Origin of the sequence: Bifidobacterium sp. MSK.13.1 (genome assembly GCF_019131435.1) — a bacterium.
Lineage (GTDB): Bacteria > Actinomycetota > Actinomycetes > Actinomycetales > Bifidobacteriaceae > Bifidobacterium > Bifidobacterium pseudocatenulatum.
This window is the reverse complement of the sequence record NZ_JAHOMM010000001.1, coordinates 286,911-313,417: the sequence shown is the minus strand read 5'-3', so window position 1 is coordinate 313,417 and position 26,507 is coordinate 286,911. Positions and strand designations below refer to the sequence as shown.

Annotated in this window: 23 protein-coding genes and 1 tRNA gene; 21 read left to right on the top strand and 3 right to left on the bottom strand. The window is 59.0% G+C overall.

All coding sequences use genetic code 11. The features are described from left to right. The first annotated feature begins 227 nt into the window (after positions 1 to 227). The 7 genes from KSY55_RS01370 to KSY55_RS01340 all read left to right on the top strand — a co-directional run bounded on the left by KSY55_RS01370 (position 228) and on the right by KSY55_RS01340 (position 8,034). Entirely contained in the window at positions 228 to 1,235 is a 1,008-nt protein-coding gene (locus tag KSY55_RS01370; protein ID WP_004220139.1) for an AEC family transporter, read from the top strand. A 414-nt stretch (positions 1,236 to 1,649) separates the two neighbouring features. Then, positions 1,650 to 3,347 carry a glucose-6-phosphate isomerase gene (gene pgi, locus KSY55_RS01365; RefSeq protein WP_003836153.1) on the top strand — a complete coding sequence of 566 codons (1,698 nt, stop codon included), beginning with the start codon at positions 1,650 to 1,652 and terminating at the stop codon, positions 3,345 to 3,347. A gap of 341 nt (positions 3,348 to 3,688) precedes the next feature. Continuing rightward, positions 3,689 to 4,057: a 50S ribosomal protein L19 gene (rplS, locus tag KSY55_RS01360; protein WP_117789419.1), complete on the top strand. Its 369-nt coding sequence runs from the start codon at positions 3,689 to 3,691 to the stop codon at positions 4,055 to 4,057. A 119-nt stretch (positions 4,058 to 4,176) separates the two neighbouring features. Next, positions 4,177 to 4,824 carry a signal peptidase I gene (lepB, locus tag KSY55_RS01355; RefSeq protein ID WP_117789418.1) on the top strand — a complete coding sequence of 216 codons (648 nt, stop codon included), beginning with the start codon at positions 4,177 to 4,179 and terminating at the stop codon, positions 4,822 to 4,824. Further along, positions 4,824 to 5,678: a ribonuclease HII gene (locus KSY55_RS01350; RefSeq protein ID WP_117649703.1), complete on the top strand. Its 855-nt coding sequence runs from the start codon at positions 4,824 to 4,826 to the stop codon at positions 5,676 to 5,678. Before lepB ends, KSY55_RS01350 begins: the two co-directional genes overlap by 1 nt. A 161-nt stretch (positions 5,679 to 5,839) precedes the next feature. After that, positions 5,840 to 6,532 (top strand): ABC transporter ATP-binding protein, encoded by a 693-nt coding sequence (locus tag KSY55_RS01345; RefSeq protein ID WP_226557240.1) that lies wholly within the window; start codon positions 5,840 to 5,842, stop codon positions 6,530 to 6,532. Continuing rightward, positions 6,529 to 8,034 carry a hypothetical protein gene (locus tag KSY55_RS01340; RefSeq protein ID WP_055062988.1) on the top strand — a complete coding sequence of 502 codons (1,506 nt, stop codon included), beginning with the start codon at positions 6,529 to 6,531 and terminating at the stop codon, positions 8,032 to 8,034. The genes KSY55_RS01345 and KSY55_RS01340 overlap by 4 nt, the downstream gene beginning before the upstream one ends. A 47-nt stretch (positions 8,035 to 8,081) precedes the next feature. Here the strand turns inward: KSY55_RS01340 and KSY55_RS01335 are convergent, their stop codons facing one another. Further along, entirely contained in the window at positions 8,082 to 9,026 is a 945-nt protein-coding gene (locus KSY55_RS01335) for an AEC family transporter (RefSeq protein WP_217749447.1), read from the bottom strand. A 129-nt stretch (positions 9,027 to 9,155) separates the two neighbouring features. Between KSY55_RS01335 and dapE the strand changes: the two genes are divergently transcribed. The 12 genes from dapE (at position 9,156) to rplA (ending at position 21,613) form a co-directional block, all read left to right on the top strand. Then, positions 9,156 to 10,361, top strand: a complete 1,206-nt coding sequence (gene dapE / locus KSY55_RS01330; protein WP_217749446.1) for a succinyl-diaminopimelate desuccinylase — start codon at positions 9,156 to 9,158, stop codon at positions 10,359 to 10,361. A gap of 502 nt (positions 10,362 to 10,863) precedes the next feature. Next, the gene (locus KSY55_RS01325) at positions 10,864 to 13,680 is read left to right on the top strand and encodes an Rne/Rng family ribonuclease (RefSeq protein ID WP_217749487.1); all 2,817 of its coding nucleotides are present in this window, start codon (positions 10,864 to 10,866) and stop codon (positions 13,678 to 13,680) included. Positions 13,681 to 13,832: 152 nt separating this feature from the next. Further along, positions 13,833 to 14,141 (top strand): 50S ribosomal protein L21, encoded by a 309-nt coding sequence (gene rplU / locus KSY55_RS01320; RefSeq protein WP_217749445.1) that lies wholly within the window; start codon positions 13,833 to 13,835, stop codon positions 14,139 to 14,141. A gap of 39 nt (positions 14,142 to 14,180) precedes the next feature. Further along, on the top strand, positions 14,181 to 14,432 hold the full coding sequence (rpmA, locus tag KSY55_RS01315) for a 50S ribosomal protein L27 (RefSeq protein ID WP_003807757.1): 252 nt from the start codon (positions 14,181 to 14,183) through the stop codon (positions 14,430 to 14,432). A gap of 192 nt (positions 14,433 to 14,624) precedes the next feature. Further along, positions 14,625 to 16,316, top strand: coding sequence for a GTPase ObgE (gene obgE, locus KSY55_RS01310; protein ID WP_022245022.1), 1,692 nt, complete (start codon positions 14,625 to 14,627; stop codon positions 16,314 to 16,316). Positions 16,317 to 16,396: 80 nt separating this feature from the next. Then, complete coding sequence (gene proB, locus KSY55_RS01305) at positions 16,397 to 17,530, top strand: glutamate 5-kinase (protein ID WP_217749444.1); 1,134 nt, start codon at positions 16,397 to 16,399, stop codon at positions 17,528 to 17,530. Between the two features lie 121 nt (positions 17,531 to 17,651). After that, positions 17,652 to 18,875 carry a pyridoxal phosphate-dependent aminotransferase gene (locus KSY55_RS01300; protein ID WP_080789617.1) on the top strand — a complete coding sequence of 408 codons (1,224 nt, stop codon included), beginning with the start codon at positions 17,652 to 17,654 and terminating at the stop codon, positions 18,873 to 18,875. A gap of 226 nt (positions 18,876 to 19,101) precedes the next feature. Further along, a tRNA-Trp gene (locus tag KSY55_RS01295) sits at positions 19,102 to 19,177 on the top strand. Positions 19,178 to 19,210: 33 nt separating this feature from the next. Then, positions 19,211 to 19,438 carry a preprotein translocase subunit SecE gene (gene secE / locus KSY55_RS01290; RefSeq protein ID WP_004220119.1) on the top strand — a complete coding sequence of 76 codons (228 nt, stop codon included), beginning with the start codon at positions 19,211 to 19,213 and terminating at the stop codon, positions 19,436 to 19,438. A 24-nt stretch (positions 19,439 to 19,462) separates the two neighbouring features. Further along, complete coding sequence (gene nusG / locus KSY55_RS01285) at positions 19,463 to 20,260, top strand: transcription termination/antitermination protein NusG (RefSeq protein ID WP_004220118.1); 798 nt, start codon at positions 19,463 to 19,465, stop codon at positions 20,258 to 20,260. A gap of 214 nt (positions 20,261 to 20,474) precedes the next feature. After that, on the top strand, positions 20,475 to 20,906 hold the full coding sequence (gene rplK / locus KSY55_RS01280; RefSeq protein WP_022245020.1) for a 50S ribosomal protein L11: 432 nt from the start codon (positions 20,475 to 20,477) through the stop codon (positions 20,904 to 20,906). A gap of 14 nt (positions 20,907 to 20,920) precedes the next feature. After that, positions 20,921 to 21,613 carry a 50S ribosomal protein L1 gene (gene rplA, locus KSY55_RS01275; protein WP_004220116.1) on the top strand — a complete coding sequence of 231 codons (693 nt, stop codon included), beginning with the start codon at positions 20,921 to 20,923 and terminating at the stop codon, positions 21,611 to 21,613. A gap of 197 nt (positions 21,614 to 21,810) precedes the next feature. On the opposite strand, the gene KSY55_RS01270 is transcribed toward rplA, so the two are convergent. Beyond that, positions 21,811 to 22,590 (bottom strand): CdaR family transcriptional regulator, encoded by a 780-nt coding sequence (locus tag KSY55_RS01270; protein WP_004220115.1) that lies wholly within the window; start codon positions 22,588 to 22,590, stop codon positions 21,811 to 21,813. A gap of 85 nt (positions 22,591 to 22,675) precedes the next feature. Here KSY55_RS01270 and KSY55_RS01265 point away from each other — a divergent pair, with 85 nt between their 5' ends. Further along, positions 22,676 to 24,775 (top strand): DUF6020 family protein, encoded by a 2,100-nt coding sequence (locus KSY55_RS01265; RefSeq protein WP_065439450.1) that lies wholly within the window; start codon positions 22,676 to 22,678, stop codon positions 24,773 to 24,775. Between the two features lie 80 nt (positions 24,776 to 24,855). After that, the gene (locus tag KSY55_RS01260; RefSeq protein WP_217749443.1) at positions 24,856 to 25,755 is read left to right on the top strand and encodes a biotin--[acetyl-CoA-carboxylase] ligase; all 900 of its coding nucleotides are present in this window, start codon (positions 24,856 to 24,858) and stop codon (positions 25,753 to 25,755) included. A 33-nt stretch (positions 25,756 to 25,788) separates the two neighbouring features. Here KSY55_RS01260 and KSY55_RS01255 read toward each other — a convergent pair whose 3' ends face one another. Continuing rightward, a complete protein-coding gene (locus tag KSY55_RS01255; RefSeq protein WP_217749486.1) occupies positions 25,789 to 26,370 on the bottom strand; it encodes a biotin transporter BioY in 582 nt (193 codons plus the stop codon). Between the last annotated feature and the right edge of the window lie 137 nt (positions 26,371 to 26,507).

Below are 26,507 nucleotides of genomic sequence, written 5' to 3'. Positions count from 1 at the left end.
TCCCAATTCTTCCACTGACTGGAGGATTTGGGACGTTGGGGAGCTCGTTTGCGGGTGGATTCTTCCACTGACTGGATGATTTGGGACGCTGAGGGGCGCGTGAGCGGAGTGTTTCTTCCAGTGGGTGGAAGAAACAGGACGGTGATGGGTGGCTTGGTGGCAGGGGATGCTCCTAAGATGGCTTCGGGTAGGAAGAGAAAGAGATGATTAGGGATTAGGGGAGTGTCGTGTCTGCGCTGATTCAGCCTGTTGCGCTACTGCTGATTATTCTCGCCGGATACTTGTTCAAACGTGCCGGCCTGTTCGAAGATCGCGATTACCGCATTATGCAGACCATTATTTTCAATCTGGTGCTGCCAGGCGCGATCGTCTATTCGTTTGCTACGAATCCGCATGATTCCAGCATGCTGTTGATTTCGCTGTTCGGCCTGATTGTTGCGTTCATTCCGCCGGTCGTGGTTTTCTTGACGTCCCGCCACCGACCGGTGCAGAACCGTGCGTTCATGATGTTGAATGGTTCCGGCTTCAACGTTGGCTGCTTCTGTTTCCCGGTGGTGCAGGCGTTTCTTGGCACGGGCGCGATCGTGCCCGCCGCCATGTTCGACATTGGCAATTGCGTAATGGTTGCCGCCGGTACGAATGTGATGACGCAAACGCTGCTGCACATCAAGCCTGGCATGCCGCTTACCGAACAGTATCAGGGCAATGCGCCCACGCTCCCGTATGTGAAGCCGAAAGACAAGGATGCCAAACGTCTTGCCCGCAAGGCGTTGGCCCGCAACGTGTTCAAGGGTTTCTTCGGTTCGGTTCCGTTCGACACGTACTTGGTGATGATTATTCTCACGCTCGCTAACGTGAAGATTCCTGACATTATTGCCGCGCTCGTGCAGCCGCTTTCGAACGCGAATTCGTTCTGCGCAATGCTGATGGTGGGCATGCTTATGGATTTGCCATCTGGCAAGCAGGATGTGCTTCAGTTGTTGAAGGTGATTGGCTGGCGACTGCCGTTTGGTATTGCGTTTGCTACTGCGGCTTGGCTGCTGCTGCCGTTTGGCGCTGAGATTCGTGAGGCGGCTGCAATGTGTTGTTTGGCGCCGATTGCAGTGTTTTCCACGCTGTTTACCGACAAGGTGCTTGGTAATGCGAAGCTTGCTGGTTTTACGCTGTCGATTACTGCGATTATCAGTTTGCTGCTGATGACCGGCGCTCACTTCTTGTTCGTCGCGCTCGCATAAGAGCGGCAAGGAGATCTTTACCGGGTGCGGGAGATTGTTTGTGACCCCGCAGAGCACGAAGTCGTTGAATGCTTGCTTGCTGGTAGTTGCAGTGCCGTTTTCTTGTCGTTCACTGCATAATGCGATCGTTTCGTTTATTACATGTTTGGAAGTGTTACGAAGACTTGCGCCGGAACCATGCATACGATTTCAGTAATCGTCGAAAATGCGCATGTCGAAGACGGAAGGTTGTCGGAACCGCGCTATATTGCGAATCTTGGCGAATGTGTTAACTCAGGAAATATTTTTGTGTTGTTCTGTCTTCTTTTGTGAGTATCTTGTGAGGTGAAGAGATACGGAATGCGACATGCGGAAATCCGCAGAGAAGCCGCAATCGCATCCGCTTCATAGTGATGATGAAAGGACCTATACACCATGGCCATCAATCCTCCTGTTGACGCCACCAAGACCCCGGAGTGGGCCGCACTGCAGAAGCACTACGATGAGCTGCAGTCCGAAGGCATCAGCCTCAAGCAGTGGTTCGCCGATGACGCCGAGCGCGTCGAGAAGCTGAGCTTCGACGCGGGCGACCTGCACTTCGACCTGTCCAAGAACCTGATCAAGCCGGAAACCCTGCAGCTGTTCGCAGACCTCGCCAAGGCCGTCAAGCTCGACGAGCGCACCAAGGCCATGTACACCGGCGTGCACATCAACAACACCGAAGACCGCGCCGTGCTGCACACCGCACTGCGCCGCCCGGCCGAAGACGAAGGCAAGTACATCGTTGACGGACAGGACACCGTCAAGGACGTGCGCGAAGTGCTCGGCCGCATCTACGCATTCGCCGACAAGGTTCGCTCCGGCGAATGGACCGGCGTTTCCGGCAAGAAGATCGAAACCGTCGTCAACATCGGCATCGGCGGTTCCGACCTGGGTCCCGTCATGGTGTACGAAGCGCTGAAGCCGTACGCTGACGCAGGCATCTCCGCACGCTACATCTCCAACATCGACCCGAACGATCTGGCCGAAAAGACCAAGGGCCTCGACCCGGAGACCACCCTGTTCATCGTCGTTTCCAAGACCTTCACCACTCTGGAAACCCTGACCAACGCTCGCGAAGCCCGCACCTGGCTGCTCGACGCCCTCAAGGCCGCCGGCGCAGTCGACGGCTCCGACGAGAAGAACGCCGAAGCCATCAAGAAGCACTTCGTCGCCGTCTCCACCAACCTGGAGAAGGTCGCTGAGTTCGGCATCGACCCGGCCAACGCCTTCGGCTTCTGGAACTGGGTTGGCGGCCGCTACTCCGTGGACGCAGCCGTCGGCACCTCCCTCGCCGTGGTGTTCGGACCGGAACGTTTCGAAGAGTTCCTGCACGGCTTCCATGAGATCGACGAATACTTCGCCAACACCCCGTTCGAGAAGAACGTGGTCGTGCTGCTCGGCATGCTGAACGTGTGGTACCGCAACTTCTTCAAGGTCGCATCCCACGCCGTGCTGCCGTACGACCAGTACCTGCACCGCTTCCCGGCCTACCTGCAGCAGCTGACCATGGAATCCAACGGCAAGTCCGTGCGTTGGGACGGCACCCCGGTCACCTCCGAAACCGGCGAAATCTTCTGGGGCGAGCCGGGCACCAACGGCCAGCACGCCTTCTACCAGCTGATCCATCAGGGCACCCAGCTGATCCCGGCCGACTTCATCGCGTTCGTGAACACCCCGAACCCGACCAAGGACGGCGACCAGGACGTGCACGAGCTGTTCCTCGGCAACTACTTCGCACAGACCAAGGCTCTCGCCTTCGGCAAGACCGCTGACGAAGTGCGTGCAGAGGGCACTCCGGAAGAGATCGTTCCGGCCCGCGTGTTCACCGGCAACCGCCCGACCACCTCCATCTTCGGCGTGGCACTGACCCCGTTCGCACTCGGCGAGCTTATCGCCCTGTACGAGCACATCACCTTCGTTGAAGGCACCGTGTGGGGTCTGGACTCCTACGATCAGTGGGGCGTCGAACTGGGCAAGCAGCTCGCCAAGCAGATCACCCCGGCCATCTCCCAGGATGACGAAGCACTGGCCGCTCAGGACGCTTCCACTCAGTCCCTGATCCAGTTCTACCGCGCAAATCGCAAGTTCTGATTTCTCTAAGGCTTAAATAGCCTTCGAAAGGGCTCTGCACGGGATGCAGAGCCCTTTTTGCTACCCCTGGCCATCTTCAAAAGGTCTGGCGGGTGGGGTATTTTTGAATATTGCTGTGCCGGGATTCAGGACGCCGCATAATCCTGATTCCCTTCGGGTCCAGCCGAAAACAATCGCAAGATTGAACGGAATGTTGCACAAACGCAAGTTACCGTGATTTTCGGCGGATTGGCAATCCTTCGCAGGCAGACCTGCGGAGAACATACGAGGCAGAACGAAATTGAAAAATCGTGAAGCCCTTACCTGTGCGCTGATATGCGGCGGCGACTCGAGGAAACACAATGGTTAACGCTATTGAGGCATTTGACGCCAAGCACATGAAGCCGGCCGAGGAAATCCCGGCATTCCGTCCGGGTGACACCGTTGAAGTCAACGTGAAGATCCAGGAAGGCAACAACTCCCGTATCCAGGCCTTCACCGGCGTTGTGATCGCTCGTCAGGGCGGCGGCGTCCGTGAAACCTTCGTTGTGCGCAAGATCAGCTTCGGCACCGGTGTGGAGCGTCGCTTCCCGCTGCACTCCCCGGTCATCGACTCCATCAAGCTGGTCCGCAAGGGCCGCGTGCGTCGCGCCAAGCTGTACTACCTGCGCAACCTGCGCGGTAAGGCCGCTCGCATCGTCGAGCGTCGCGACAACTCCGACAAGAAGTGAGTTTCAATCGCGAATAAAGCGTGAAATTGGCCCTCAGCCTCACGGCAGGAGGGCCTTTTCCTGTTCTAGACCGCTATGATAGGGGTCAGTGTGCAAACCGGACGATAAAGGAATCATGTATGAAGCATGCCAAAGAAAAAAACAATGGCGGCGAAAGCTTTGGCTGGCGCGACACCTTGGTCTGGTGCGGGATTCCTATTATCGTCGTACTTCTGGTACGTATTTTCCTTCTCGGTTTCTATGTGATTCCATCGGGATCCATGATGAATACCATCGAGCCGGGCGACCGTGTGATCACCTCGAAACTTACGCCGAAAGTCTTCGATTTGAAACGCGGCGACGTAGTGGTGTTCAAAGACCCCGACCACTGGCTGCAGCAGGAAGACAGCAGCAAACTCGGCGGCGACTACCTTATCAAACGCCTCATCGGACTGCCGGGAGACACCGTGGCCTGCGAAGGACCAGGCAACCCGATCACCATCAACGGTGTGGCGATTGACGAAAGCGCATACATTCGCGAAGGCGTGGACCCAAGTTCGTTTGCGTTCAGCGTGACCGTGACCGAAGGACACGTGTTCGTTATGGGCGACAATCGCGCCAATTCTGCCGATTCACGCTACCATCAAAACGATTCCTCGCACGGGCTCGTGCCCATTTCCGACGTCGTGGGCGTAGGGCTTGCGAAATATTGGCCGTTGAACCGCATTGGCGGACTTGACTCGCACCATGAGGTTTTCGCCGATGTGCCGGAAGGATCCGCGGCCTGATGGCGGTTTCCGTAATTCCCACCTTGGATTTGGAACGTGCGATTGCCGAGCAAGGCTACGACGTGATCGTCGGCTTCGACGAAGTGGGCCGTGGGTCGCTTGCGGGACCGGTGATGGTTGGTGCGGCGGCGATTTGGGCGCGCGATCTGGGCGGATTTAGCGGCGTACGCGGCGGTGAGTCTGCCGGGCGTGGTGAGTCTGGCGAGTCTGGTGATCTTGATGGGGCTGAAGCTGAGGCTGCTGGCGGGGCTAGCGGGGCTGGAGTTGCGCCGCTGGAAGTGCCCAAAGGCGTGGCCGATTCCAAAATGCTGACCGAACGCAAGCGCGAAGCCATCTTCGACGAACTTGAACAATGGTGCGCCGCATGGGCGGTCGGAGCAGCCTCCAATACGGAAATCGACGAATGGGGTATTTCATACGCGCTCGGCGTGGCCGCATTGCGGGCGCTCGCCGAAGTGGAGCGCAAGCTTGGCGTTGGCGGGGGTGAATCTGCTGGAATCGCAGGGTCTTCTGAATCATCGGAAGCGTTGAATAATCTGAAAATCGGCGCGATTCTTGACGGACCGAACGACTACATCACCAAAGCACTCAACACCTTCGACGCACCCGATGTGCCAATTCCGGCGGACGTGACCTGCAAAGTCAAAGGCGATCGGCATTGCGCAACCGTGGCTACGGCGGCCGTCATCGCCAAAGTCACGCGAGACCGGCTTATGGTCGAACTCGCCGCGCAGCCGCAATATGCGCCCTACGAATGGGCCAACAACAAAGGCTATGGATCGGCCGCACACCGTGACGCCATCGCTGAATTCGGGCCCAGCGACCTGCACCGCCTGTCCTGGCACCTCGTCTGACATACGGCATCTCATCCGCAGTCCGCGATTACGCTAATCCTTGCGGATGATGCATGCCGGAAGGAAACCTGTAAGTTCATCCCGCCGTCTGATGGCCGGGACCAATCCGTTTCCGTACCGTAGGAAACATGGAACACATACTTCAGGCGACCGATCTGGTCATGGATTATTCGACCCAACAGGCGACGCCAAACGCCACACACATGCTGGCGCTCAATCACGTGGATTTCGGCATCCAGGCAGGCGAAAGCATCGCGGTCATGGGACCGTCCGGTTCCGGCAAATCGACGTTACTGCACGCACTCGCCGGCATCATCACCCCGACAGCCGGCAATGTGATGTTTCGCGGTGCCAACCTAGCGCGGTTGAGCGACGCTGACCGCACCAAACTGCGCCGCAGCGCCTTCGGCTTCGTCTTCCAATCCGGACAACTGCTGCCGGAACTGCCGGCCATCGAAAACATCGCGTTGCCGATGATGCTGGGCGGCGCAAGCTACCAGCAGGCCACCGACATGGCCATGCTATGGCTGGAACGATTGGGATTGCGCCAGCTCGCGCAACAACGTCCCGGCGAAATGAGCGGCGGCCAGATGCAGCGCATCGCCATCGCACGTGCGCTCGCCGCGCAGCCGGCAGTCATCTTCGCCGATGAACCGACCGGCGCGCTCGACCAGACCACCGGCCACGAAATCATGAGCATTCTCATGCGGACCGCACGACAGACCGGCGCGGCCGTGGTCGTGGTGACGCACGATTCGAACGTGGCCGCATTTTGCGATGCCACCGTTACCATGCGTGATGGCAGGTTGAGCTCGCCGCAGCAATCCCAACCTACCGCCGGAGGCGCACGATGAACATGTTCCGATTATGGCGATTGTTCCACCGCTCCGGCACCCGCGGCACATCCGGCCGCACCTCTGCGCTGGCCATCGTTGCCTTCGCATCCGCCACCGCCGTCTTCCTAACCGTGCTCGGAGGCTTGCATGGCTTCATCTGGCGGGCCTCCGCCGACCACACGTTCGGTTGCATGATCGATTCCAACAGGTGCGCGCCCGGTACATACGAAACATGGTCCAAAGCCCTGGCGCACGCCGACAAGCTCGTCGCCACGGTCGGCGACGGCCATTGGACGGCCGACCAGGCCACAGCCGTCATGAACACCTATTCCGACGGCTATGTGATGCTCGCCGCATTCGCCAGTCTGCTACTCATCGTGCCGTTCGTGGCGCTCGCCGGCTCGGCGGCCCGTCTCGCGGCCTCCCGCAGGGACGCACGTCTCGCCGCACTGCGACTTGCGGGCGCCACCACCGCGCAGGTCACGAAACTCACCGCGCTCGATGCGGGTGGCCAGGCTCTGCTTGGCGCGCTGGTCGGCATGGCCGGCTACTTCGCGCTGATACCAGCGATCATGCTGCTCGACTTCCAAAACCAGCATTTCACCTTCGAACAGTTGTGGGTGGGACTGCCTGCCCTGGCGGCTGTGACCGTCGGAGTCACGCTGCTTGCCTTGGTCTCCGCGCTGGCCGCCCTACGCCGCGTGGCCTTCACCCCGCTTGGCGTGACGCAACGTACCGGACAACCCATGCCGTCCGCATGGCGCGCACTGATTTTCCTTGCCGTGTTGGCCGTAGGCTACCTGCTGCTCAACAGCATCTCCGCATTCGCACACTTGGGTCAGATGGTGGTCTACGCCATCATCTTCGGCGTCTTCTTCCTCGGCTTCGCCATGGTGAACGTCGTCGGTACCTGGGTGGTGGCGATGCGCGCCAGATCGCGTGCGAAACACCCGAAGGACGCGGCCACTATGATTGCCATGCGCCGTATCCTCGACAATCCCAAGCGTGCTTGGCGCAACGTGTCCGGCGTGGCGCTCGCTGTGTTCATCGCGGGGATGACGTCGGTGTGCGGATTGCTCGCCACCGGAATCGGAGGCAACCACGACCCGTTCGACCCATCTATGCTGTACATGCGCGATATAGCGATGGGTGGTTTCCTGACGCTCGCCTTTGCCGCGGTGCTCGCCGCCGTCAGTTCCGGCGTGATGCAGACGAGCAACGTCTACGACCAAGCCGACGAGTACCGCATGCTTGCGTTGGAAGGCACGGATGAGGCGACGCTCGACAAGGCACGCATGATGGAAGTGATCACCCCGCTCAACACGGTGATGGCCGTTTCATTAGGGTGCTCGGTGTTGTTGCTGTTTCCGATTCTGGCAACGTCGTTGCTCAATCCGGCTTCGTTGCTTACGTTGGCCGCGGGAATCGGCTTGTGTTATGCGCTGATGGTGCTCGGAGGGTGTGCCGCGAATCATGCGGCGCACGGGCTCGGTCATGCCGGCTACCGTACGGACGATTGATGGTCTCGCCGCGGCGGTCGTGGATACCGCGGCGAGGACTGGCGAGGTCAGCCGAGCAGCACCGCGATGATTGCGATGAAGATCGGTGAGGTCAGTGTCGAGAAGAGAATGCCGTCGCGTGCGAACGAGAGACCCACGTTGTACCGCGCCGCGTAGTTGTAGACGTTCTGCCCGGTCGGCAGGGCGGCGAGCACCACGCACGCGTACAATGTGGCGCCGCGGAAGCCCATCACGAAATACGACAGCAGGAACGCGATAATTGGCATCACGATGTTCTTCAATACCGCCACCGTGAACACCGCGGGAATATTCGACTTGTCCTGCAGCGGCTTCGTGCCGTGCAACGACATGCCGAATGCCATCAAAATCATTGGCACTGCGGAATCGCCGATCATGTCGATCGGATCGTAAATACAGTCCGGCACCACGAAATGACCGGTTTTTGCGGAAATCGCGGATACGGCGATGCCCAGCAGCGAACCGATAAGCAGCGGCTGATGCAGCGGCTGCTTCAGAATCTCCCTCGTGGAGACCTTGCCTTTGGTGGTCACATCGAGCACGGTCAGGCCGATCGGTGTGAACACCGCCTGTTGCATGACCAGAATCGGCGCGACCAAAGCGGGATTGCCCAGAATGTACGTGGCGATCGGCAGACCGATGTTGTTGGAGTTCAGATACAGCGAATTCAACGCGCCGATGGTGGTATCCGCCGCCTTCAGATGGAAGAACAGCCTATTGAGGATCAGAAACACCAATCCGACCAGCACGGCCGAGAAGAACGCCACAACAATGGAGGAGTGGAATATCTCGAAGATTCTCTCCTTGGACAGGATGGCAAACATCAGGCACGGGCTCGATACGAAAAAGCTGAACCTGTTGAGCACCATCTGCGCGGTAGGTCCGCCTATGCGCATGCGCGCGGCCACGTAACCGGTGCCGATGACGATGCCAATGACGCAGAAGCCTTCCAATGCGCTTAACAGACCAGGCATGACACTCTTCCTTTCGCTCTCGGCCGTTGGTTTGGCCGCTATCCAGTGTTGCACCATGCATATGGATGACATCCGATCCGTCTCAAAAGCGTTGTCGAACGGCGATGTCGGTTCCGGTGGTGCTGGATAATGGGCGGTATGAACGAACTTGAGATTGGATTTTCCGCTTCCGCCACCAGGCAGGAGCAGCTGAACGAGCTGATGACCCAGATCATGGGAACCTATTCCGTGAGCGACGACGAAGGGCCGTTGACCGACGCGGTCGAAGCGTTTTTGAATAAACAGCAGCATCTGACAGTGCGCAGGCATGGCGATACGCTGGTCGCATCCACGAATTTTGGGCGTGAGCGTCGCGTGATCCTCGCCGGGCATCTCGACACGGTGCCGGTGATCGACAATTTCCCGCCGCGTTGGCTGGAACCGGGCGATCCGCTGATTCGCGAGGATGTTGCCGCCGGCCATGGGCGGGAGCGCGTGATATGGGGGCGCGGTGCCACCGATATGAAGGGCTCCGACGCGGTGATGATGTATTTGGCGGCCGCGTTGACGGATGCGAAATACGATCTGACATACGTGTTCTACGACCACGAAGAGGTTGCCGCCGAAAAGAACGGCCTACGCAAGGTGGTCGAGGCGCATCCTGATTGGATTTCCGGCGATTTTGCGATTATCGGGGAGCCAACCGATTGCGGTATTGAAGGCGGCTGCAATGGCACGATGCGTTTCGACGTGATCACGCACGGCATTGCGGCGCATTCGGCGCGTGCGTGGATGGGCAAGAACGCCATCCACGCGGCCGCTGAGATTCTGAGCCGGCTGAACGCTTATGAAAATCGTGCGATTAAAGTGGATGGCCTGACGTATCAGGAAGGCCTGAATGCCACGCTGATTTCGGGCGGCAAGGGCACGAATGTGATTCCTGATGAATGCCGCGTGCATGTCAACTACCGTTTTGCCCCCGACAAGTCGTTGGCTGAGGCGAAGGCGCTGATGATTGGCGCGGATGCCGGTGCGGAATTGGGCAATGGCGAGCATGTTGCCACAGGTGGCGTATTCGAAGGCTTCGGCATTGAAATGAAGGACGAGTCGCCTTCCGCACGTCCGGGGTTGACGTCGCCGCTCGCGCAGTCGCTGGTGGAATTGGTGCGCGAGCGCACGGGGCGTGAGCCTCTGGCCAAGCTTGGCTGGACGGATGTGGCGCGATTCTCGATGCTGGGCATTCCCGCGGTGAATCTGGGTGCGGGCAGTCCGTTGCTGGCGCACAAGCATGACGAGCAGCTGCCGGAATCGGATCTGCTGCTGATGGCCAACTTGCTTGAAGACTGGCTGAAGTAGCTGTCTGCTGCCTTTTTCTGCCTCCTGTTTCTGCCTGCTATCGGCTGTTTGTTGTTTTCCGTCTTCTGTCTGCACGAGTCGGATCGGCTGTCTGCACGAGTCGTAATCTGTGTCTGCATTTCTCGCGAATCGTGATTTCTTTCGACTTGTGCAGACGGAGCAACGACTTGTGTAGACGGGGCCTGGGATTTGCGGGCGGGGAAAGCAGGCGGTGAGTTGCAGGATCCGGAAAATTTCCCGTCATGTCACGTTCCGTTGTTTTTTGTGTCATACTTATAGACGGTGGTTCTGCAAATCACCAATGCATCCGATGGCGTTGATCCCTTCGCGTGAAGTTCATGTGTGTCCGCGAGCGCTGGTGTCCGCCGTCGCATGATGAGGACTTTTGACGGAAGTTGCTTCCTACGGGCGCCATGATGCGCGGCCACGGTGAGAGCGTGGTGTGAGAACCGTATGAGGCCTAAGCGTGGGCGGCGCGATTGCAGCGTGTCGTCGAGGAGCCATTGTGCCTAATACCAGTGAGGGCTTCGATCAGGTCGAAGCTTCGGCATCGCCTGAGCGTGCCGTGAATGTTGTGAAATTCGAGTCGGTCCAGTCCGATCCTGCCCCGCGTCGCCGTCGTGGCGGTCGTCGCGTGGTGCGTGGCGTGGGAGCTGCCGGTGCGTCCTTGGAGTTGAAGGTCGAGGAGCATGCTTCGGCTCCGCTGTTCGAGGAGCCGAAGTTGCCGGTTGCGCAACCTGCGCATGATACCGGTGATTCCGCCGATTCCGAGGGTATGACCCGTCCGAGCCGTCGCCGTCGTCGTCCGGTCCAGTCCGATGATGATGTTCGTGAGATTGCCGACGAACGGCCGACGCGTTCTCGTCGCCGTCGTTCGGTGCAGGTTGAGGATGAGCAGGACGAGGATCGTCCGTCGCGTCGTCGCAGCCGTTTCGCCGATGATGCGGATGAGTACGATGAGATGCCGCGTCGTCGCGCTTCCGTCGATGATTCCCATGATGAGGAGTCGTCTGTGGAGCGTGCCTTGGATGCCGTCGATATGTTGCCGGAAGGCCATGAGGTCCGCCACAATCCGCGTCCGATGATGTCTCTGCTTTTCCAGGAGCCGGTTTTGCCGTCCGTTGCGGATTCCCGAGACAGGGCAGACGACGATCGCGACGATTCCCGTAATGACCGCGGCGAGCGTAATGATCGCAATGCGCAGGACCATGACGATGAGCAGGATGAGGATCGTCCGTCACGTCGCCGTCGCCGCCGCAATCGCGACGTTGCCGACGAAGAGCGTTCCGAAGACAATCGCAATGAACGCGATAATCGGGATAATCGCAATGATGATGCGGACAATGATGAGGAAGGCGGATCTCGCAAGTCGCGTCGTTCCCGTCGTTTGAACGCGCAGGAGCGTCGTGCCGCAGCTGAAGTCGAACAGATCGAAGAGGATTTGATCCTCGACGATATTACGTATGCGCCGATTGATGACGAAACCCGCAATCGTCATGACGATGATGACGACGAGCAGCCGACGCGCACCCGTCGTCGCCGTCGCAGCCGCGGCAATCGTGAGGAAGCCGACGAACAGCAGCGGGACAGCGATGAAGGCGAGTCCCGTCGTCGCCGTGAGGACGATGACGAGGATGAAGGCACGGTGACCCGTCGCCGTCGTCGCCGTCGTGGCGGTGCGAAGACGGATGAGACGGAAGAGCCGCTCGTGCGTCGTTCCCGCAAGCAGCAGTACATCGACGAGATCACCGACGTCGAAGGTTCCACCCGACTTGAGGCCAAGAAGCAGCGTCGCCGTGACAATCGCCGTGAGCGCAGCCGTCAAAGCCAGCTCATGGAGCAGGACTTCCTGGCTCGCCGCGAGCATGTCGACCGCCTGATGGTGGTGCGCGAACGCGAACGCCACACGCAGATTTCCGTGATCGAAGACAATGTGCTCGTCGAACATTACGTGTCCGACATTCAGGAAGTCGCCACTGTGGGCAACATCTATCTGGGCCGCGTGCAGAACGTGCTGCCGAGCATGGAAGCCGCGTTCGTCGACATTGGTCAGGCGCGTAACGGCGTGCTCTATGCGGGTGAGGTGAACTGGGATTCCGCACGGTTGGAAGGCCAGCCTCGCCGCATCGAACTCGCGTTCAAGTCGGGGGACCCGGTGCTCGTGCAGGTCACCAAGGATCCGATCGGACATAAGGGTGCGCGACTGACCTCGCAGGTCACCCTTGCGGGCCGTTTCCTGGTGCTCGTGCCATCCGGTGGCATGACGGGCGTGAGCCGCAAGCTCAGCGAGCGTGAACGTTCCCGCCTGAAGAACATCGTGTCGAAGGTCGCGCCGAAAGACATGGGCGTGATCATTCGTACCGCAGCGGAAGGCGCCTCCGAAGAGGCGATCACCAAGGATCTTGAAAGCCTGGTGCGCCAGTGGGAACGCATCACCTCCAAGCGAGACGAATTCCTGCACGGCAAGCGTCCGAAGCTGCTGCAAGGCGAGCCGGACGTGGCGATCCGCGTGGTGCGAGACATCTTCAACGACGACTTCTCCAAGATGATCGTTGAAGGTGACCGCGTGTACGGCCGTATCGAGGAATACCTCGACACCATGGCTCCCGACTTGAAGGACAAGCTCGAAAAGTGGGATCCGGCCGAACATGAAGGCAAAGACGTGTTCGACAAGTGGCAGATCGACTCCCAGCTGCGCAAGGGCATGGAACGTCAGGTCTACCTGCCGTCGGGCGGCTCGATCGTGATCGACCGCACCGAAGCCATGACCACCATCGACGTGAATACCGGCCGTTTCATCGGCCGCGGCAAGAGTCTTGAGGAGACGGTGACCCGCTGCAACCTCGAAGCTTCCGAAGAGATCGCACGTCAGCTGCGCCTGCGTGACATCGGCGGCATGGTGATGATCGACTTCGTCGACATGGTCATGCCAGCCAACCGTGATCTGGTGCTGCGCAGACTGGTGGAATGTCTGGCCCGCGACCGTACCAAGCATCAGGTGGCCGAAGTCACCTCGCTTGGCCTGGTGCAGATGACGCGAAAGCGCATCGGACAGGGCTTGGTGGAGGCTTTCTCCGAGGAATGCCCGACCTGCAAGGGCCGTGGATTCATTCTTCATGACGAGCCGACCGTGTCCGCGGATTATGACGATCCGTACGCCCTGAAGGGCGGCGACCCGTTCGTCAAGACCAACAAGCATGGTCACGGCACGGACGTGCAGGTGCCGAAAGGCTCCTCGCCGGACGTGAAGGCCAAACTCGCGCAGATCGCGGCGGCTGCCGTGGCCGCCAACAATGCGGAACTGGGCGAGGAAGCATAGAAGAATAAATGATTATTCCGGTCTGTCAACCTGACACGCCGGAAACAGACTTGCGGTTGTACGCGGGTATGTGTAAATTAGATTGCTGGTGTCTGGCCGCGAGGCTCGAACGTGCCGGGCAGTAAGCTTTCCAAGTTAATAAAGGAACGGATATGTACGCGATTGTGAAGGCCGGCGGCCATCAGGAAAAGGTTGAGGTCGGTGACGTCATCTACGTCAACCGTCTCGAGGCTAAGAAGGGCGAAACCGTGGAATTCCCGGTTGCTCTCGTTGTGGACGGCTCCAAGGTTGTCCTCGGTGCCAAGGATCTCGCCAACGTCAGCGTCAAGGCTGAGGTTGTCAACGATGAGGCCAAGGGTCCGAAGATCAGCATCATGAAGTATAAGAACAAGACCGGCGTTGCTCGTCGCAAGGGCCATCGCCAGCAGCTGACCGCTGTCAAGATCACGGTTATCGCCTGATTGGCGCAGGGTTAGAGTCAAGGACCGAAAGGAACAGACATGGCACATAAGAAGGGCGCGTCCAGCTCGCGCAACGGTCGCGATTCAAACGCGCAATACCTCGGTGTGAAGAAGTTCGGCGGCGAAGCCGTCGTGGCCGGCAACATCATCGTTCGTCAGCGTGGCACCAAGTTCCACCCGGGTGAGAACGTCGGCATGGGCAAGGACCACACCCTGTTCGCCCTCAAGGACGGCAGCGTGAAGTTCGGCGTGCGTCGTGACCGCAAGGTCGTCGACGTGATTGCCGCCTGAAATACGCGCAATTAACGCTTACAAGATAAAGCCGCGCCCGTTATGGACGCGGCTTTTCTTTATTTTGATGATTGCTGAGGATTGGTTTCCTTCAGCCCGTCCCAAACGTCACGTAACGTTGCATACAGTTGCATAAGACATATCAAACGGACAATAATCGGACCGTTTCGAACAAACGATTAAGGTAGATACATGAGTGATTTCGTCGATCGCGTGACCGTCCATGTGAAGGGCGGCGACGGCGGCAACGGTTCCGCCGGCATCCGTAGGGAAAAATACAAGCCGTTGGCGGGACCGAACGGTGGCAACGGCGGTGATGGCGGTTCCGTGATCTTCATGGCCGACCAGAACGCCAACAGCCTGTTGGATTACCGTTTCATGCCCCACCGCGAGGCTGGAAGCGGCACCATGGGCTTGGGAGACACCAAAGACGGTTCGAAAGGTGCCGATCTGATCCTGCCCGTTCCTGTGGGCACCGTGATTTTCGAAGCCAAAGGGCCGCAAGGCAAGCCTAAGCATCCGGGCGAGCAGCTCGCCGATCTTCGCCATGCCGGAGACAAGTTCGTGGTGGCGGCCGGCGGCAACGGCGGTCTTGGCAACGCCGCATTGGCCAACCGCACCCGTCGCGCTCCGGGATTCGCGTTGCTTGGCGAACCAGGCGAGGAACGTGACGTCATTCTCGAACTCAAATCCATCGCCGACGTGGCCTTGGTGGGCTTCCCCTCCGCAGGCAAATCCAGCCTGATCGCAGCCATGAGCTCCGCCAAGCCGAAAATCGCCGACTATCCGTTCACCACGCTCGTGCCGAACCTCGGCGTGGTTATGGCCGGAGACATGCGGTACACCATCGCCGACGTGCCGGGCCTGATTCCGGGCGCATCCCAAGGCAAGGGCCTCGGCCTTGAATTCCTGCGCCACATCGAACGCACCGAAATCATCGCCCACGTCATCGACTGTGCCACGCTGGAACCTGACCGTGATCCGATGAGCGACTACAAGGCGCTCGAACATGAGCTTGCCGAATATGCCGACAAGCTGGAACTGCCGTTGGGCGCAATCCCAATCCCCGAACGCCCCCGAATCATCATCCTCAACAAGGTCGATATGCCGGAAGCCAAGGAATTGGCCGAATTCGTCAAACCGGAATTCGAAAAACTCGGTCTCAATGTGTATGTCATCTCCACCGCATCCCACGAAGGTTTGAAGGAACTCAACTGGGCGTTGGCGGCCATGGTCGCCGACATGCGCAAGGAAGTCGCCGAACGCGAACAGGCCGAAGAAGAAGCGCGCGTGGTCATCAAGCCGCTCGAAGAGCCGCGCAACCGCCGTCGCCGCAACGACGAAGGCGGCACCGCGCTTGACTTCACCGTGGAACGCAAGGAAGCCGGCAACGGCGACGTCTGGTACGAAGTGCTCGGCACCAAGCCGGAACGTTGGGTCATGCAAACCAACTTCGACAACGACGAAGCAGTCGGATACCTGGCCGACCGCCTCGCCAAACTCGGTGTCGAAGACGAGCTGCGCAACAAGGGAGCCAAGCCTGGCGACGAAGTACGCATCGGCAAGGGTGCGCGAGCTGTGGAATTCGATTGGGATCCGACCATTGCTGCGGGCGCGGAAATGCTCGACGGCGCCCAGCTTGGCGCACGAGGCGTCGACCTGCGACTGCAGGAACAGGACGGCCGTTCGCAGCGCCGCACCAACGCGGAACGCCGTCGCCAGTACCACGAAATGATGGATGCGCGCCAAGCCGTGCGTGAAGCCATGATGGCCGAACGCAAGGCCGGACACTGGGCCGATCCTTCCGTGGACGACGACCGCCATGACGAAACCAGCCTCTTCGGACGCGGTGAAACCACCGATTCCGAAAACGTGGAACAATAGAAGCAGCAAAACGCCCGCTGATGTGCCGATTGGCATGTCGGCGGGTTTTCTTTTCGGCCATTCGAACGCCTGGAGGAACCATGAACACGCCATCGCAAGCCCAAGTGCGCCGCGCCATCGCCGAAGCGCAAACCATCGTGGTGAAAGTGGGATCCAGCTCGTTGACCAAACCAAGTGGCCACCTCGATCCGGAACGACTCAACGCGCTCGTGGCGGCCCTCGCACGCGTGCGACTCATGGGCGGGCGCGTGGTGCTCGTCTCCTCCGGCGCCATCGCAGCCGGATTCGGCTCCCTCGGCTTCGACTCACGCCCAACCGACGTGGCTGACCAGCAGGCGTGCGCGGCCGTCGGACAAGGCCTGCTCATGGCCCAGTACGAGAACGCTTTCTCACAATACGGACTGCGCGTCGGGCAAATCCTCATCACCGTGTCCGACACCATCGCACCACAGCAATACCGCAACGTGCGACGCACCCTCGACCGGCTGCTCGACCTCGGCGCGGTGCCGATCATCAACGAAAACGATTCCCTCGCGTCCAACGAAATCCGTTTCGGAGACAACGACCGACTCTCCGCATTGATCGCCAACATCGTAGTCGCCGACGCTTTGGTGCTCCTCACCGACGTGGACGCGCTCTACACGGCACCCCCAAGCGAATCCGGATCGCGACGCATCAGCTACGTGCCGAACGTGGAGGACGCGCTCGCCAAAGTGCAGGTCGGCGGCACCGGATCAAACGTGGGTACCGGCGGCATGGTCACCAAAATGGAAGCGGCGCGTGTTGCGGCGGTCTCCGGCATTCCCGCAGTGCTCACCTGCGCGGCAAACGCAGGCCCGGCCATGATGGGCGACCCAGTCGGCACCGCATTCGCCCCCATCAACGACCGTGGATCATCACGCCGCCTATGGATCGGGTTCGCAGCACACCCGCAAGGCACGCTCGTGGCCGATGCCGGCGCTTCCAATGCGGTACGCGGAGGGGCCGCCAGCCTGCTTGCCGCCGGCGTACTCGAAGTGCGGGGCGATTTTGCCGCCGGAGACGCGGTGTGGATCGACGATGAAGCGGGCAATCACCTCGCAAAAGGCCTCGTAGGATTCGATTCCGAAGAAATCCCGCAAATGCTCGGCCGCAATACCGCCCAGCTCAAGCGTTTCCTCGGCGAAGAATACGCCCACCCCCTAGTCCACCGCGACAACCTCGTCTTGGTTTAATCCCTTTCCCTCTTTTGTTCGGTGCCCTGTAAATAGCAATATGCCGCCCCTACCGGTCAGCAGGGAAAAGGAATTCCAAAATGTGCTAAAAGGCTGTTGTTTTTCGGGCGGGAGGGATAGCATGGCAAACATGACTATGGCTGACTGGCAGACTCTTTCCGAACGTATTAACCGCGTGGCTCCGAGCGCTACTCTGGCCGTTGATTCCAAAGCGAAAGCGATGAAAGCTGAAGGAATCGACGTCATTGGATTTGGTGCGGGCGAACCGAACTTTCCGACTCCGGCTGCGATCGTCGCGGCTGCGGCCGAAGCGGTGCAGGATCCGAAGAACTATCGTTACACTCCGACGGCAGGTTTGCCGGAATTGCGCAAGGCGATCGCAGATAAAACGTTGCGCGACTCGGGGTATGGCGTCGATCCGAATCAGGTGATCGTAACCAATGGCGGCAAGCAGGCCGTGTACGAATCCTTTCAAATCCTGCTCAATGATGGCGACGAGGTCATCATTCCGACGCCGTATTGGACGAGCTATCCGGAAGCCGTGAAACTGGCTGGAGGCGTGCCTGTCGAAGTGTTCGCGGGAGCTGACCGCAATTTCGAGCCAAGCTTGGAAGACCTGGAAGCGGCACGTACCGAACGTACGAAGGCCATCATCGTGAATACGCCGAACAATCCGACGGGTGCCGTGTGGAATCCGGAAACCGTCAAGGCGATCGGCGAATGGGCTGTGGAACACCATGTGTGGGTGATCTCCGACGAAATCTACGAGCATCTGAACTACGATGGTGCAAAAACCACGTATATCGGCGCTGCAGTGCCTGCAGTGCGTGATCAGCTGCTGGTGCTCAACGGCGTGGCCAAAACCTACGCTATGCCCGGCTGGCGTGTCGGCTGGATGATCGCTCCGCTCGACGTGGCGAAGGCCGCATCCAAGCTGCAGGGGCATATGACGTCGAACGTGAACAATATCTCCCAGCGTGCCGCGATCGCAGCCGTGTCCGGATCTCTTGACGCCGTGTACGAGATGCGTGAGGCGTTCGACAGGCGCCGTCAGACCATCGTCGCCGCGTTGAACGATATCGAAGGTGTGAACTGCCCGACGCCGACCGGCGCATTCTATGCGTTCGCCGACGTGAGCGCACTGCTGAACAAGCCACTCGGCACCAGCAAAACCGCTTATGCGAGCACGTCCGAACTGGCTGCGGCACTGCTTGACGAAGGTCATGTGGCGGCCGTTCCAGGCGAAGCGTTCGGCGCTCCCGGCTACTTGCGATTCTCGTACGCGCTTGCCGACGACGACCTCGTTGAGGGCATGAAGCGTATGAAGCAGTGGGTCGAGGACTGATACTGGCCTGACTGAGACTTTTCACACGATTCGCACCGCGGTGACATGCCGGGTGCGAATCTTTTTTTCGTTGAAAAATAGCGGTTTTGGGACATTTCTTGAAAAACCGGTTGGACTAAGTCGCAAATACCCGCTATTATTTCGACTTGGCGGTTTTGCCGCTTACTTCTTGCGTGGTTTTTCGCACAAAATCCTCGCCAGCAAGTAGAAACGGCAGAGTACACCTAGGGAAGTGGCGCAATTGGTAGCGCAACGGTCTCCAAAACCGTAGGTTGTGGGTTCGAGTCCCGCCTTCCCTGCCAAGCTTCTTACAACAAGCTCAGCGGAGGATTATTATGGCGAAGGCAAAAAATAGCGAAAAGGCCGTTAAGCCGAACATCTTCATGCGTCTTGGCTTGTTCATCAAACAGATTATCGACGAACTCCGCAAGGTCGTGACCCCGACCAGCAAAGAGCTGTTCTTCTGGGCACTCGCCGTGTTCATCTTCGTGCTGCTCCTGATGGCACTGGTCACCGGCATGGACTTCGGTCTGGGCAAGCTGACCCTGTGGATCTTCGGCTGATCAACGACTTGAAGGTGAAACTGCATGACTGACGAAGTGTTTTCCGACAACCTCGACGAAGCTCCAGAAGCTGATCTCGAGGCCGTAGCTGCCGTTGAGGAGCTGCAGGCCGAGGGTGAAAGCGTCCCGGAAGTCGCTGAGGCCGAGCCGACTGCTGAAGCTGCTTCCGAAGAGTCCGCGGAGGACGAGGGCGGCGAAGAGCTGGATGCTGGCGCCAAGGCCGTCGAAGACTTCTCCAACAGCCTGCGCACCCTCGAAGGCAAGTGGTACGTGCTGCACACCTACTCCGGCTATGAGAAGCGTGTGAAGACCAACGTTGAATCCCGTGTGGCAAGCTTCGGCATGGAAGATAAGATCTTCCAGATTGAAGTTCCGATGGAAGAAGTCGAAAAGCACACCGAAAAGGGCAAGAAGGTCATCACCCGCGTGCGTGTTCCCGGCTATGTGCTGATTCGCATGCTTCCGGATGAGAACGCCCGTCGTATTGTGCGTGAAACCGAAGGCGTCACCGGCTTCGTCGGTCCGACCAAGGAACCGGCGCCGCTGAGCCGCAAGGAAGTCGTCTCCATGATGGCTCCGATGATCGCTTCCGAAGCGCTCAAGAAGGCTGGTGACAAGCCGGCCGCCAACAAGAAGCGCGTCCTTGAAGTCTCCTACGCCGTTGGCGATCAGGTCACCGTCACCGACGGTCCGTTCACCACCATGGCAGCTGTCGTCTCCGACGTTGAGCCCACCACCCAGAAGCTCACGGTGCTCGTGTCCATCTTCGGTCGCGACACGCCAGTGGAGTTGGGCTTCAACCAAGTAGAAAAACTGTCCTGATAAGTCTTTGAAAGACCCCGCGCATTGCGGGGTCTTTTTTTGTCTGGGGGAGTGGGCACAATAGGAAAGCTTGTGTCTGGAGGGTTTGGCGTGCCTGAATGAGGGTACGGAATCCGCTAGCACAGCACAGCAATATACGTTGCGGAAGGAACCGGACGCGGGAAACCTACTCCGGTGCCGCTACCACCGCTTCTACAGAAAGAAGAACCATACAATGGCTCCTAAGAAGAAAGTCTCGGCGCTTCTCAAGCTCCAGATTCAGGCTGGCAAGGCCAACCCGGCCCCGCCGCTGGGCCCGGCACTGGGTTCCCATGGCGTGAACATCATGGACTTCTGCAAGCAGTACAACGCTGCCACGCAGGACAAGATGGGCCAGGTCATCCCTGTTGAGATCACCGTTTTCGAAGATCGTTCCTTCACCTTCATTCTGAAGACCCCGCCGGCGGCAGCTCTGCTGAAGAAGGCCGCGGGCATCCAGAAGGGTACCGAAAACCCGCTGACCCACAAGGTCGGCTCCGTTACCAAGGCTCAGGTCCGTGAGATCGCCGAAATCAAGATGGCTGATCTGTCCGCACGCGACGTCGAAGCCGGCATGAAGATCATCGAGGGCACCGCCCGCTCGATGGGTATCACGGTTACCGACTGAGAGGAGAGGGACAAATGGTAAAGCGTTCCAAGAAGTACCGCGAAGCTTCTGAGAAGATCGATCGCAACAATCTTTACACCGCTAACGAAGCCATCGCTCTCGTCAAGAGCATGCCGGAGTACAAGTTCGATCAGACCGTTGAGGCCGTGCTGCGCCTGAACGTGGATCCGCGTAAGGCCGACCAGCTGGTCCGCGGTTCCGTCAACCTGCCGAACGGCACCGGTAAGACCGCCAAGGTCCTCGTGTTCGCCCGTGGCCCGAAGGCCACCGAGGCTCTCGAGGCTGGCGCCGACATCGTCGGTGACGACGATCTCGTGCAGAAGGTCGCCGACGGCTTCCTGGACTTCGATTCCGTGGTGGCTACCCCGGACATGATGGGCAAGGTCGGCCGCCTCGGCCGCGTGCTCGGTCCGCGTGGCCTCATGCCGAACCCGAAGACCGGCACCGTGACCATGGATGTCACCAAGGCCATCAAGGACATCAAGGGCGGCAAGGTCGACTTCCGTGTTGACAAGAATGGCAACCTGAGCTTCCTCATCGGCAAGCTCTCCTTCACCGAGCAGGCTCTCGACGAGAACTTCAAGGCTGTTGCCGACGAAATCAAGCGTCTGAAGCCGTCCACCGTGAAGGGCCGCTACGTCACCAAGGCGACCATCACCTCCACGATGAACCCGGGCGTCCCGGTTGATCCGACGGTCATCGCCTGAGCAATATAGCTTGCAGATAGCTTCTATATAGCTTGCAAAAGACCCGCATCCTGCCCCAACGCGAGATGCGGGTCTTTTCATATATATCTTGCGATTATCTATCTCATTTAATAAATAATGATCCTGCAATCGTCTGACTATCAAAGAATCTCAATGAAACCAGATATCAGATAGATATTAAAACAGAGAAGTGATGTTCAACGATCGCGCATACGGCCAATCGCAAGCGCCGTCGTCAACACGTATGCGTCACGCGGGTCGGTCGCATCCCAACCGGTCGTTTCCGCGGCACGCTTCAAGCGATAACGCACCGTATTCGGATGCACATTCAATTCCTTCGCCGTGTTTTCCAACGAACTGCCGTTGCGCAAAAACGTGGAAACCGTCACAAACGTCGGATCGTCGGGATTCTCGCCATGAAGCACCTGATACACGTTCTGATACAACTCTTCACGAGCGTAATCATCGCCCAACAGCGCCCGTTCCGGCAGCAACTCATCGGCACGCAACGGGCGGGACGGCGACGCCAAAGCGGGAGCCGCCTGCAAGGAAAACAGGGTTTCACGCAACACGTGCGAAGCGCCGGCGACACCGGAACGCACCGGACTCAAATACACCGATTCGTCATCTTTGAAAGCGGGCATAATCGACGTGCAGGTCACTTCGGCAGTGGCGGCGCCACTCTGACAGACAAGCGCCAGCAGAAAACTGCCGTATGTGCCAACAATCACATGTTCTCCGCCCAGATCGCGCACCGCCTTACGCGCAACGAGCGAAGCCGAAGCGGGACTCGTTTCCGGTGTGCCGCCAATCGCGAAACAATCGAAATCCCCACGCCAACCAAGCACATTCATCAACGAGGCGACGCGATCATCCGTAAGAGAAGTCATCAGGCATTCGAAAGCGAGCCGTTCGATGGTTGAATCGTCGGTGTGCCCTGCCAGAAGGTCGAGAATGTCTGCCTGATCGGAGTTCATAAGCGTCAAGTGTAGCCGCCCAACTGGCGAATCGCTGAACGGAAAGCGTCAACGAGGTGAAGTTCATTCGGGGAGTGCCGCTATTATGCCGCTTATGAGCGAAGTCAAACAAACTGGAAAGCGTGGCGAGCGTATCGGCACATTCCTCAGCTGGATGCTGGCCGTGCTGGCATGCCTTTGGGTGGCATGGTGTTGCGCGATCGGGCCGTTGTATTGGTTCGGCGATGGGCTTTCCGACTTCGGCTGGCTGAATGTGCTGTATTTGGTGGTCGCTTTCGCGATATGGTTTTCGATAGTTGTCGCATTGGTCAGATTCGGCCGCGGCCGTCGCGTACTTCCGCAATATTTCGCACGACGGCATGAAAAACTATGCAACGAGATTGCAGGAACGCCGACCACCGTGCTTGGCATTATGTTGCGACACTTGCATGATGCCGCGCACAGCCGCCCAGGGCGCGCCCTGCATGCAGTGATCGTATGGACGGGGCGCAAACTCATCCGCTGCACCGACTGTTGGTGGAAACTCATGCTGGTGTTCGTAATCGGCTGGCTGTGGATTCCAACCACGCTATTGGCCGCGTTCGGCGCCGACATTCGCTCGCAGATCCGTGAATTCAGCTGGGCCTTGAACCAGTGGACGGGCTTGAAACAGCCATATATCGGCTTCTTCTCGTTCGTGCCCATGGATATTTACCCGACCGCGCATTACATGTGGCCGGACAATCCCACATATCTGACCGACCAGCACAATGTCGTGCTCACCGTGTTCTACGGTGCCGCAGCGGCGGTTTCGCGCTACTTCACCGACTCCAACGATGCGGGCATCGTGGTGCTCGCAGCCTTGCAATGGCTGTTCGCCGCATTCTGCTGTTCGGCCACCGCCAACCGGTTCTTCAACCTGCCGTGGCGCAGGCTTGGCGTCGGCACGTTCGACTTCTCGCATCCGGAACGCCACGATTGCTGGAATATGCGCGATTACGCGCATCCTGAAGCAGGCGTTGTGGCACGCCCTTCCAGACTGCGGGCCGGTGCGAAAACACGATTCATGATACTGCTGTTCTTCATGGTGTGCCCGCTTGCGGTATTCGCCACGATTTCCCTGACGAAATCGCCGCTGTTCGCTTTCGCATTCGTATGGTGGTTCGGCGTGTGGTACGAACTGCACATGACGCATATCAAAGCGCTGCCCACCATCAACGGCAAGCCGACGTACCTACGCAAACGCTCGATCATGGCCTTCACCATCTCAAGCTGCGTGATGCTGATCAGCGCGAAATACGCGTGGTACATCATTCTCTTCACCCTGATCCTGGCACTTATCAACGATCGCAAACGTTGGAAAACCTATCTTGTGGCACTTCTGCTGCCAACCATCCTCATTCATGGCGGCATCGTGTTCCTCACCAACACGGGCGCCATCATCGGCGGCGACCCCATCGAAAGCCGTGGCATCCAACTGCAGCAGATCGCGCGCGTCGCCAAATACAATCCGAAAGGCATTCCGGCGGACGCGGCGAAAAAGCTTGAACCGGTCTTCAACCTCGACCAGATGGCCGAAGCGTACTTCCGGCAGGACGCCGACCCGGTGAAATCCTCCGGCATCCAATCGAAGAAAGTCAGTTACAAGTGGCGCACCGTCACCGAAGACGACATGACAAACTTCAACGAGGCCTGGCTTGAAATCGTTGTCGCAAATCCTGTTATCGCGCTCGACGCGTTTTTCGCCGAATGCTTCGGCTATTTCGACGTGACCGACCTGCCATACGTGTCGATGGACTACTACGTGAACAACGATTACGTGCAGAACGACAATGCGTGGATCCACCTGTATAACCACGATTGGCGCGATGCGGTGGCCGGCTTCGCGAAAGGTTGGGGCAATATTCCCGTGATCGGCTGGGTGACGCACGGCAATCTGTACGTAACGCTGATGCTGCTGGTCGGCGCTGCCGAAGTGGTGTTGCGGCGATGGCGCTCGCTGTCATGGCATCTGCCCCTGCTGCTGCTCATGGGCGTGATGATCACCGCTCCGGCCAACAATTTCGAACGGCATATGCTACCGGTCGCGTTCGTATTCGGTTTCGTATGCCTGCAATTCTGGCGCGAGTCGCGTAATGCGCGATCGGCTGCCAGCGCGAACGTGGCCAGTGCGCATGAGGCCAGCCAGGTGCGGCAGGACGAGTAGCGGCTGCGTTGGCTGCTGCATGAGCTGTTGCGTTGCGGCGACATTGCGTCGGCGCGCCGCGCTGTAGTAGGTAGGAGGTAATGATGGCGATTTTGGATTCGGCTGCGATCATGCCGCGTACATGCGTTGCGGCGGATCAGGTGCTTGTTTTGGATACGGTGGGATCCACCAACACGTATGCCGCGGATTTGGTGCGTGCAGGTCGGCTGTTCGGCATGGATGGCATGGACGGCATTGCAGGGAACCTCGTGTGGAGCGGGCATGAGATCGTGGTTGTCGCGGCGAACGAGCAGACGGCCGGTCGCGGGCGGCTCGACCATACGTGGGCCAGTGTGCCGGGGGAGTCATTCATCGTGTCGCTGGTGGTGAGCGTGCCGGTTGCGATTGTGCGCGATTCGTCCGTCAATGGTTGGCTGCAGATGATTGCCGGTTGCGAGATGCGTGAGGCGATTGTTGGTGCGGTATGCGATTTCGGCGGCACGCTCGATGAAGATGTTTTGCTGAAATGGCCGAACGATATTTTTGCTGGCGGCAAGAAACTTGGTGGCGTACTCGCTGAAATGGTGCCGATTCCGGATTGCGGGGATCGCGTTGCCATTGTGATCGGCGTCGGTTTGAATCTTGCCGTCGCTCGGGAACGATTGCCGATAGATAAGTCCACATCGTTGCAGTTGGTTGCGCGCAATCTGCCTGATGCGATGGTGTTGCGCGATGCGATTGCCGTACGTTGGGTGCAAGGATTGCGCTCGCGGTTGGCTGATTTCGAAGAGGACCCTCACCGTGAGGCTGTGCGCGCCCGGGAAGCGATGACCCCGATCTGCTGGACGCTCGGCAAGCAGTGCGAGGCTCATTTTGTGGACGGAACCACTTTGCAGGGCAGGGCTGTCGCGTTAAACGACGACGCCTCCCTGACCATTGAGGATCAGGAAGGCGTATTGCATCGGGTGAGCACGGCCGACGTAGGCGTGCTCAGTAAGTAAAAAATTACTTGATTGCTGAAATTTGCCGCAATCTCACTTCAGCTTGGCAAGACCTGCGACCACGGCGGAAGCGATAACGGCCTTGACCGCATCGCCTGCGACGAATCCCATGGAAGCCACGGCCACAATCGGCAGTGCGATGCCGGTAATGGCGGACTGCACGATGAAACCAAGCAGATAGTCAAGCGCAATGCAGCCGGCGACACAGGCAAACAGGTAACGTGCGGCGGTCAGCGCGCCATGCTTCAGCGAATCGGTGCGCGTCTCACCCTTCAGCAGCGACGTGACGATGGCCGCCGGCAGGAAGCCGATCAGGAAGCCGGCGCTCGGGCCAACCAATGCCATGGTGGAAGCGCCGCCGGCGAACACCGGCAGACCGACCGCGCCGGCTGCCAGATACATGAGCATCGCGGCGCCGGCCTGCTTCCACGGCAGCATCAGCGCGGCCAGCATCACCACGAACGTCTGTAGCGTGATCGGCACCGGCGTGCCCGGAATCGGCACGGCACCGGCCGCGGAGGCGGTCCACATGAGCACGGCGAACAGCGCCGGCTTGAGGATGGATCCGACAGTGCCGCTGGTGGCGGTTTTCAGCGTGGTTTTGAGTGTCAGCATTGCGTTACGCACGATAATTCTCCTTGGATGTGATTGCATTACGTTGATGAATCGACGATTGTTGACAGCCGAAATGATGGCAAGCGCGAAAGTGACGAAAATGCAAGGTTTGTCAACTTATGCCCCCAATCGTAGGC

What these genes read in the sequence shown, in the direction of transcription:
- pgi (WP_003836153.1), top strand. Translation starts at nt 1,650, where the DNA reads ATGGCCATCAATCCTCCTGTTGACGCCACCAAGACCCCGGAGTGGGCC.
- rplS (WP_117789419.1), top strand. Translation starts at nt 3,689, where the DNA reads ATGGTTAACGCTATTGAGGCATTTGACGCCAAGCACATGAAGCCGGCC.
- lepB (WP_117789418.1), top strand. Translation starts at nt 4,177, where the DNA reads ATGAAGCATGCCAAAGAAAAAAACAATGGCGGCGAAAGCTTTGGCTGG.
- KSY55_RS01350 (WP_117649703.1), top strand. Translation starts at nt 4,824, where the DNA reads ATGGCGGTTTCCGTAATTCCCACCTTGGATTTGGAACGTGCGATTGCC.
- KSY55_RS01345 (WP_226557240.1), top strand. Translation starts at nt 5,840, where the DNA reads ATGGATTATTCGACCCAACAGGCGACGCCAAACGCCACACACATGCTG.
- KSY55_RS01340 (WP_055062988.1), top strand. Translation starts at nt 6,529, where the DNA reads ATGAACATGTTCCGATTATGGCGATTGTTCCACCGCTCCGGCACCCGC.
- KSY55_RS01335 (WP_217749447.1), bottom strand. Translation starts at nt 9,026, where the DNA reads ATGCCTGGTCTGTTAAGCGCATTGGAAGGCTTCTGCGTCATTGGCATC.
- dapE (WP_217749446.1), top strand. Translation starts at nt 9,156, where the DNA reads ATGGGCGGTATGAACGAACTTGAGATTGGATTTTCCGCTTCCGCCACC.
- rplU (WP_217749445.1), top strand. Translation starts at nt 13,833, where the DNA reads ATGTACGCGATTGTGAAGGCCGGCGGCCATCAGGAAAAGGTTGAGGTC.
- rpmA (WP_003807757.1), top strand. Translation starts at nt 14,181, where the DNA reads ATGGCACATAAGAAGGGCGCGTCCAGCTCGCGCAACGGTCGCGATTCA.
- obgE (WP_022245022.1), top strand. Translation starts at nt 14,625, where the DNA reads ATGAGTGATTTCGTCGATCGCGTGACCGTCCATGTGAAGGGCGGCGAC.
- proB (WP_217749444.1), top strand. Translation starts at nt 16,397, where the DNA reads ATGAACACGCCATCGCAAGCCCAAGTGCGCCGCGCCATCGCCGAAGCG.
- KSY55_RS01300 (WP_080789617.1), top strand. Translation starts at nt 17,652, where the DNA reads ATGGCAAACATGACTATGGCTGACTGGCAGACTCTTTCCGAACGTATT.
- secE (WP_004220119.1), top strand. Translation starts at nt 19,211, where the DNA reads ATGGCGAAGGCAAAAAATAGCGAAAAGGCCGTTAAGCCGAACATCTTC.
- nusG (WP_004220118.1), top strand. Translation starts at nt 19,463, where the DNA reads ATGACTGACGAAGTGTTTTCCGACAACCTCGACGAAGCTCCAGAAGCT.
- rplK (WP_022245020.1), top strand. Translation starts at nt 20,475, where the DNA reads ATGGCTCCTAAGAAGAAAGTCTCGGCGCTTCTCAAGCTCCAGATTCAG.
- rplA (WP_004220116.1), top strand. Translation starts at nt 20,921, where the DNA reads ATGGTAAAGCGTTCCAAGAAGTACCGCGAAGCTTCTGAGAAGATCGAT.
- KSY55_RS01270 (WP_004220115.1), bottom strand. Translation starts at nt 22,590, where the DNA reads ATGAACTCCGATCAGGCAGACATTCTCGACCTTCTGGCAGGGCACACC.
- KSY55_RS01265 (WP_065439450.1), top strand. Translation starts at nt 22,676, where the DNA reads ATGCCGCTTATGAGCGAAGTCAAACAAACTGGAAAGCGTGGCGAGCGT.
- KSY55_RS01260 (WP_217749443.1), top strand. Translation starts at nt 24,856, where the DNA reads ATGATGGCGATTTTGGATTCGGCTGCGATCATGCCGCGTACATGCGTT.
- KSY55_RS01255 (WP_217749486.1), bottom strand. Translation starts at nt 26,370, where the DNA reads ATGCTGACACTCAAAACCACGCTGAAAACCGCCACCAGCGGCACTGTC.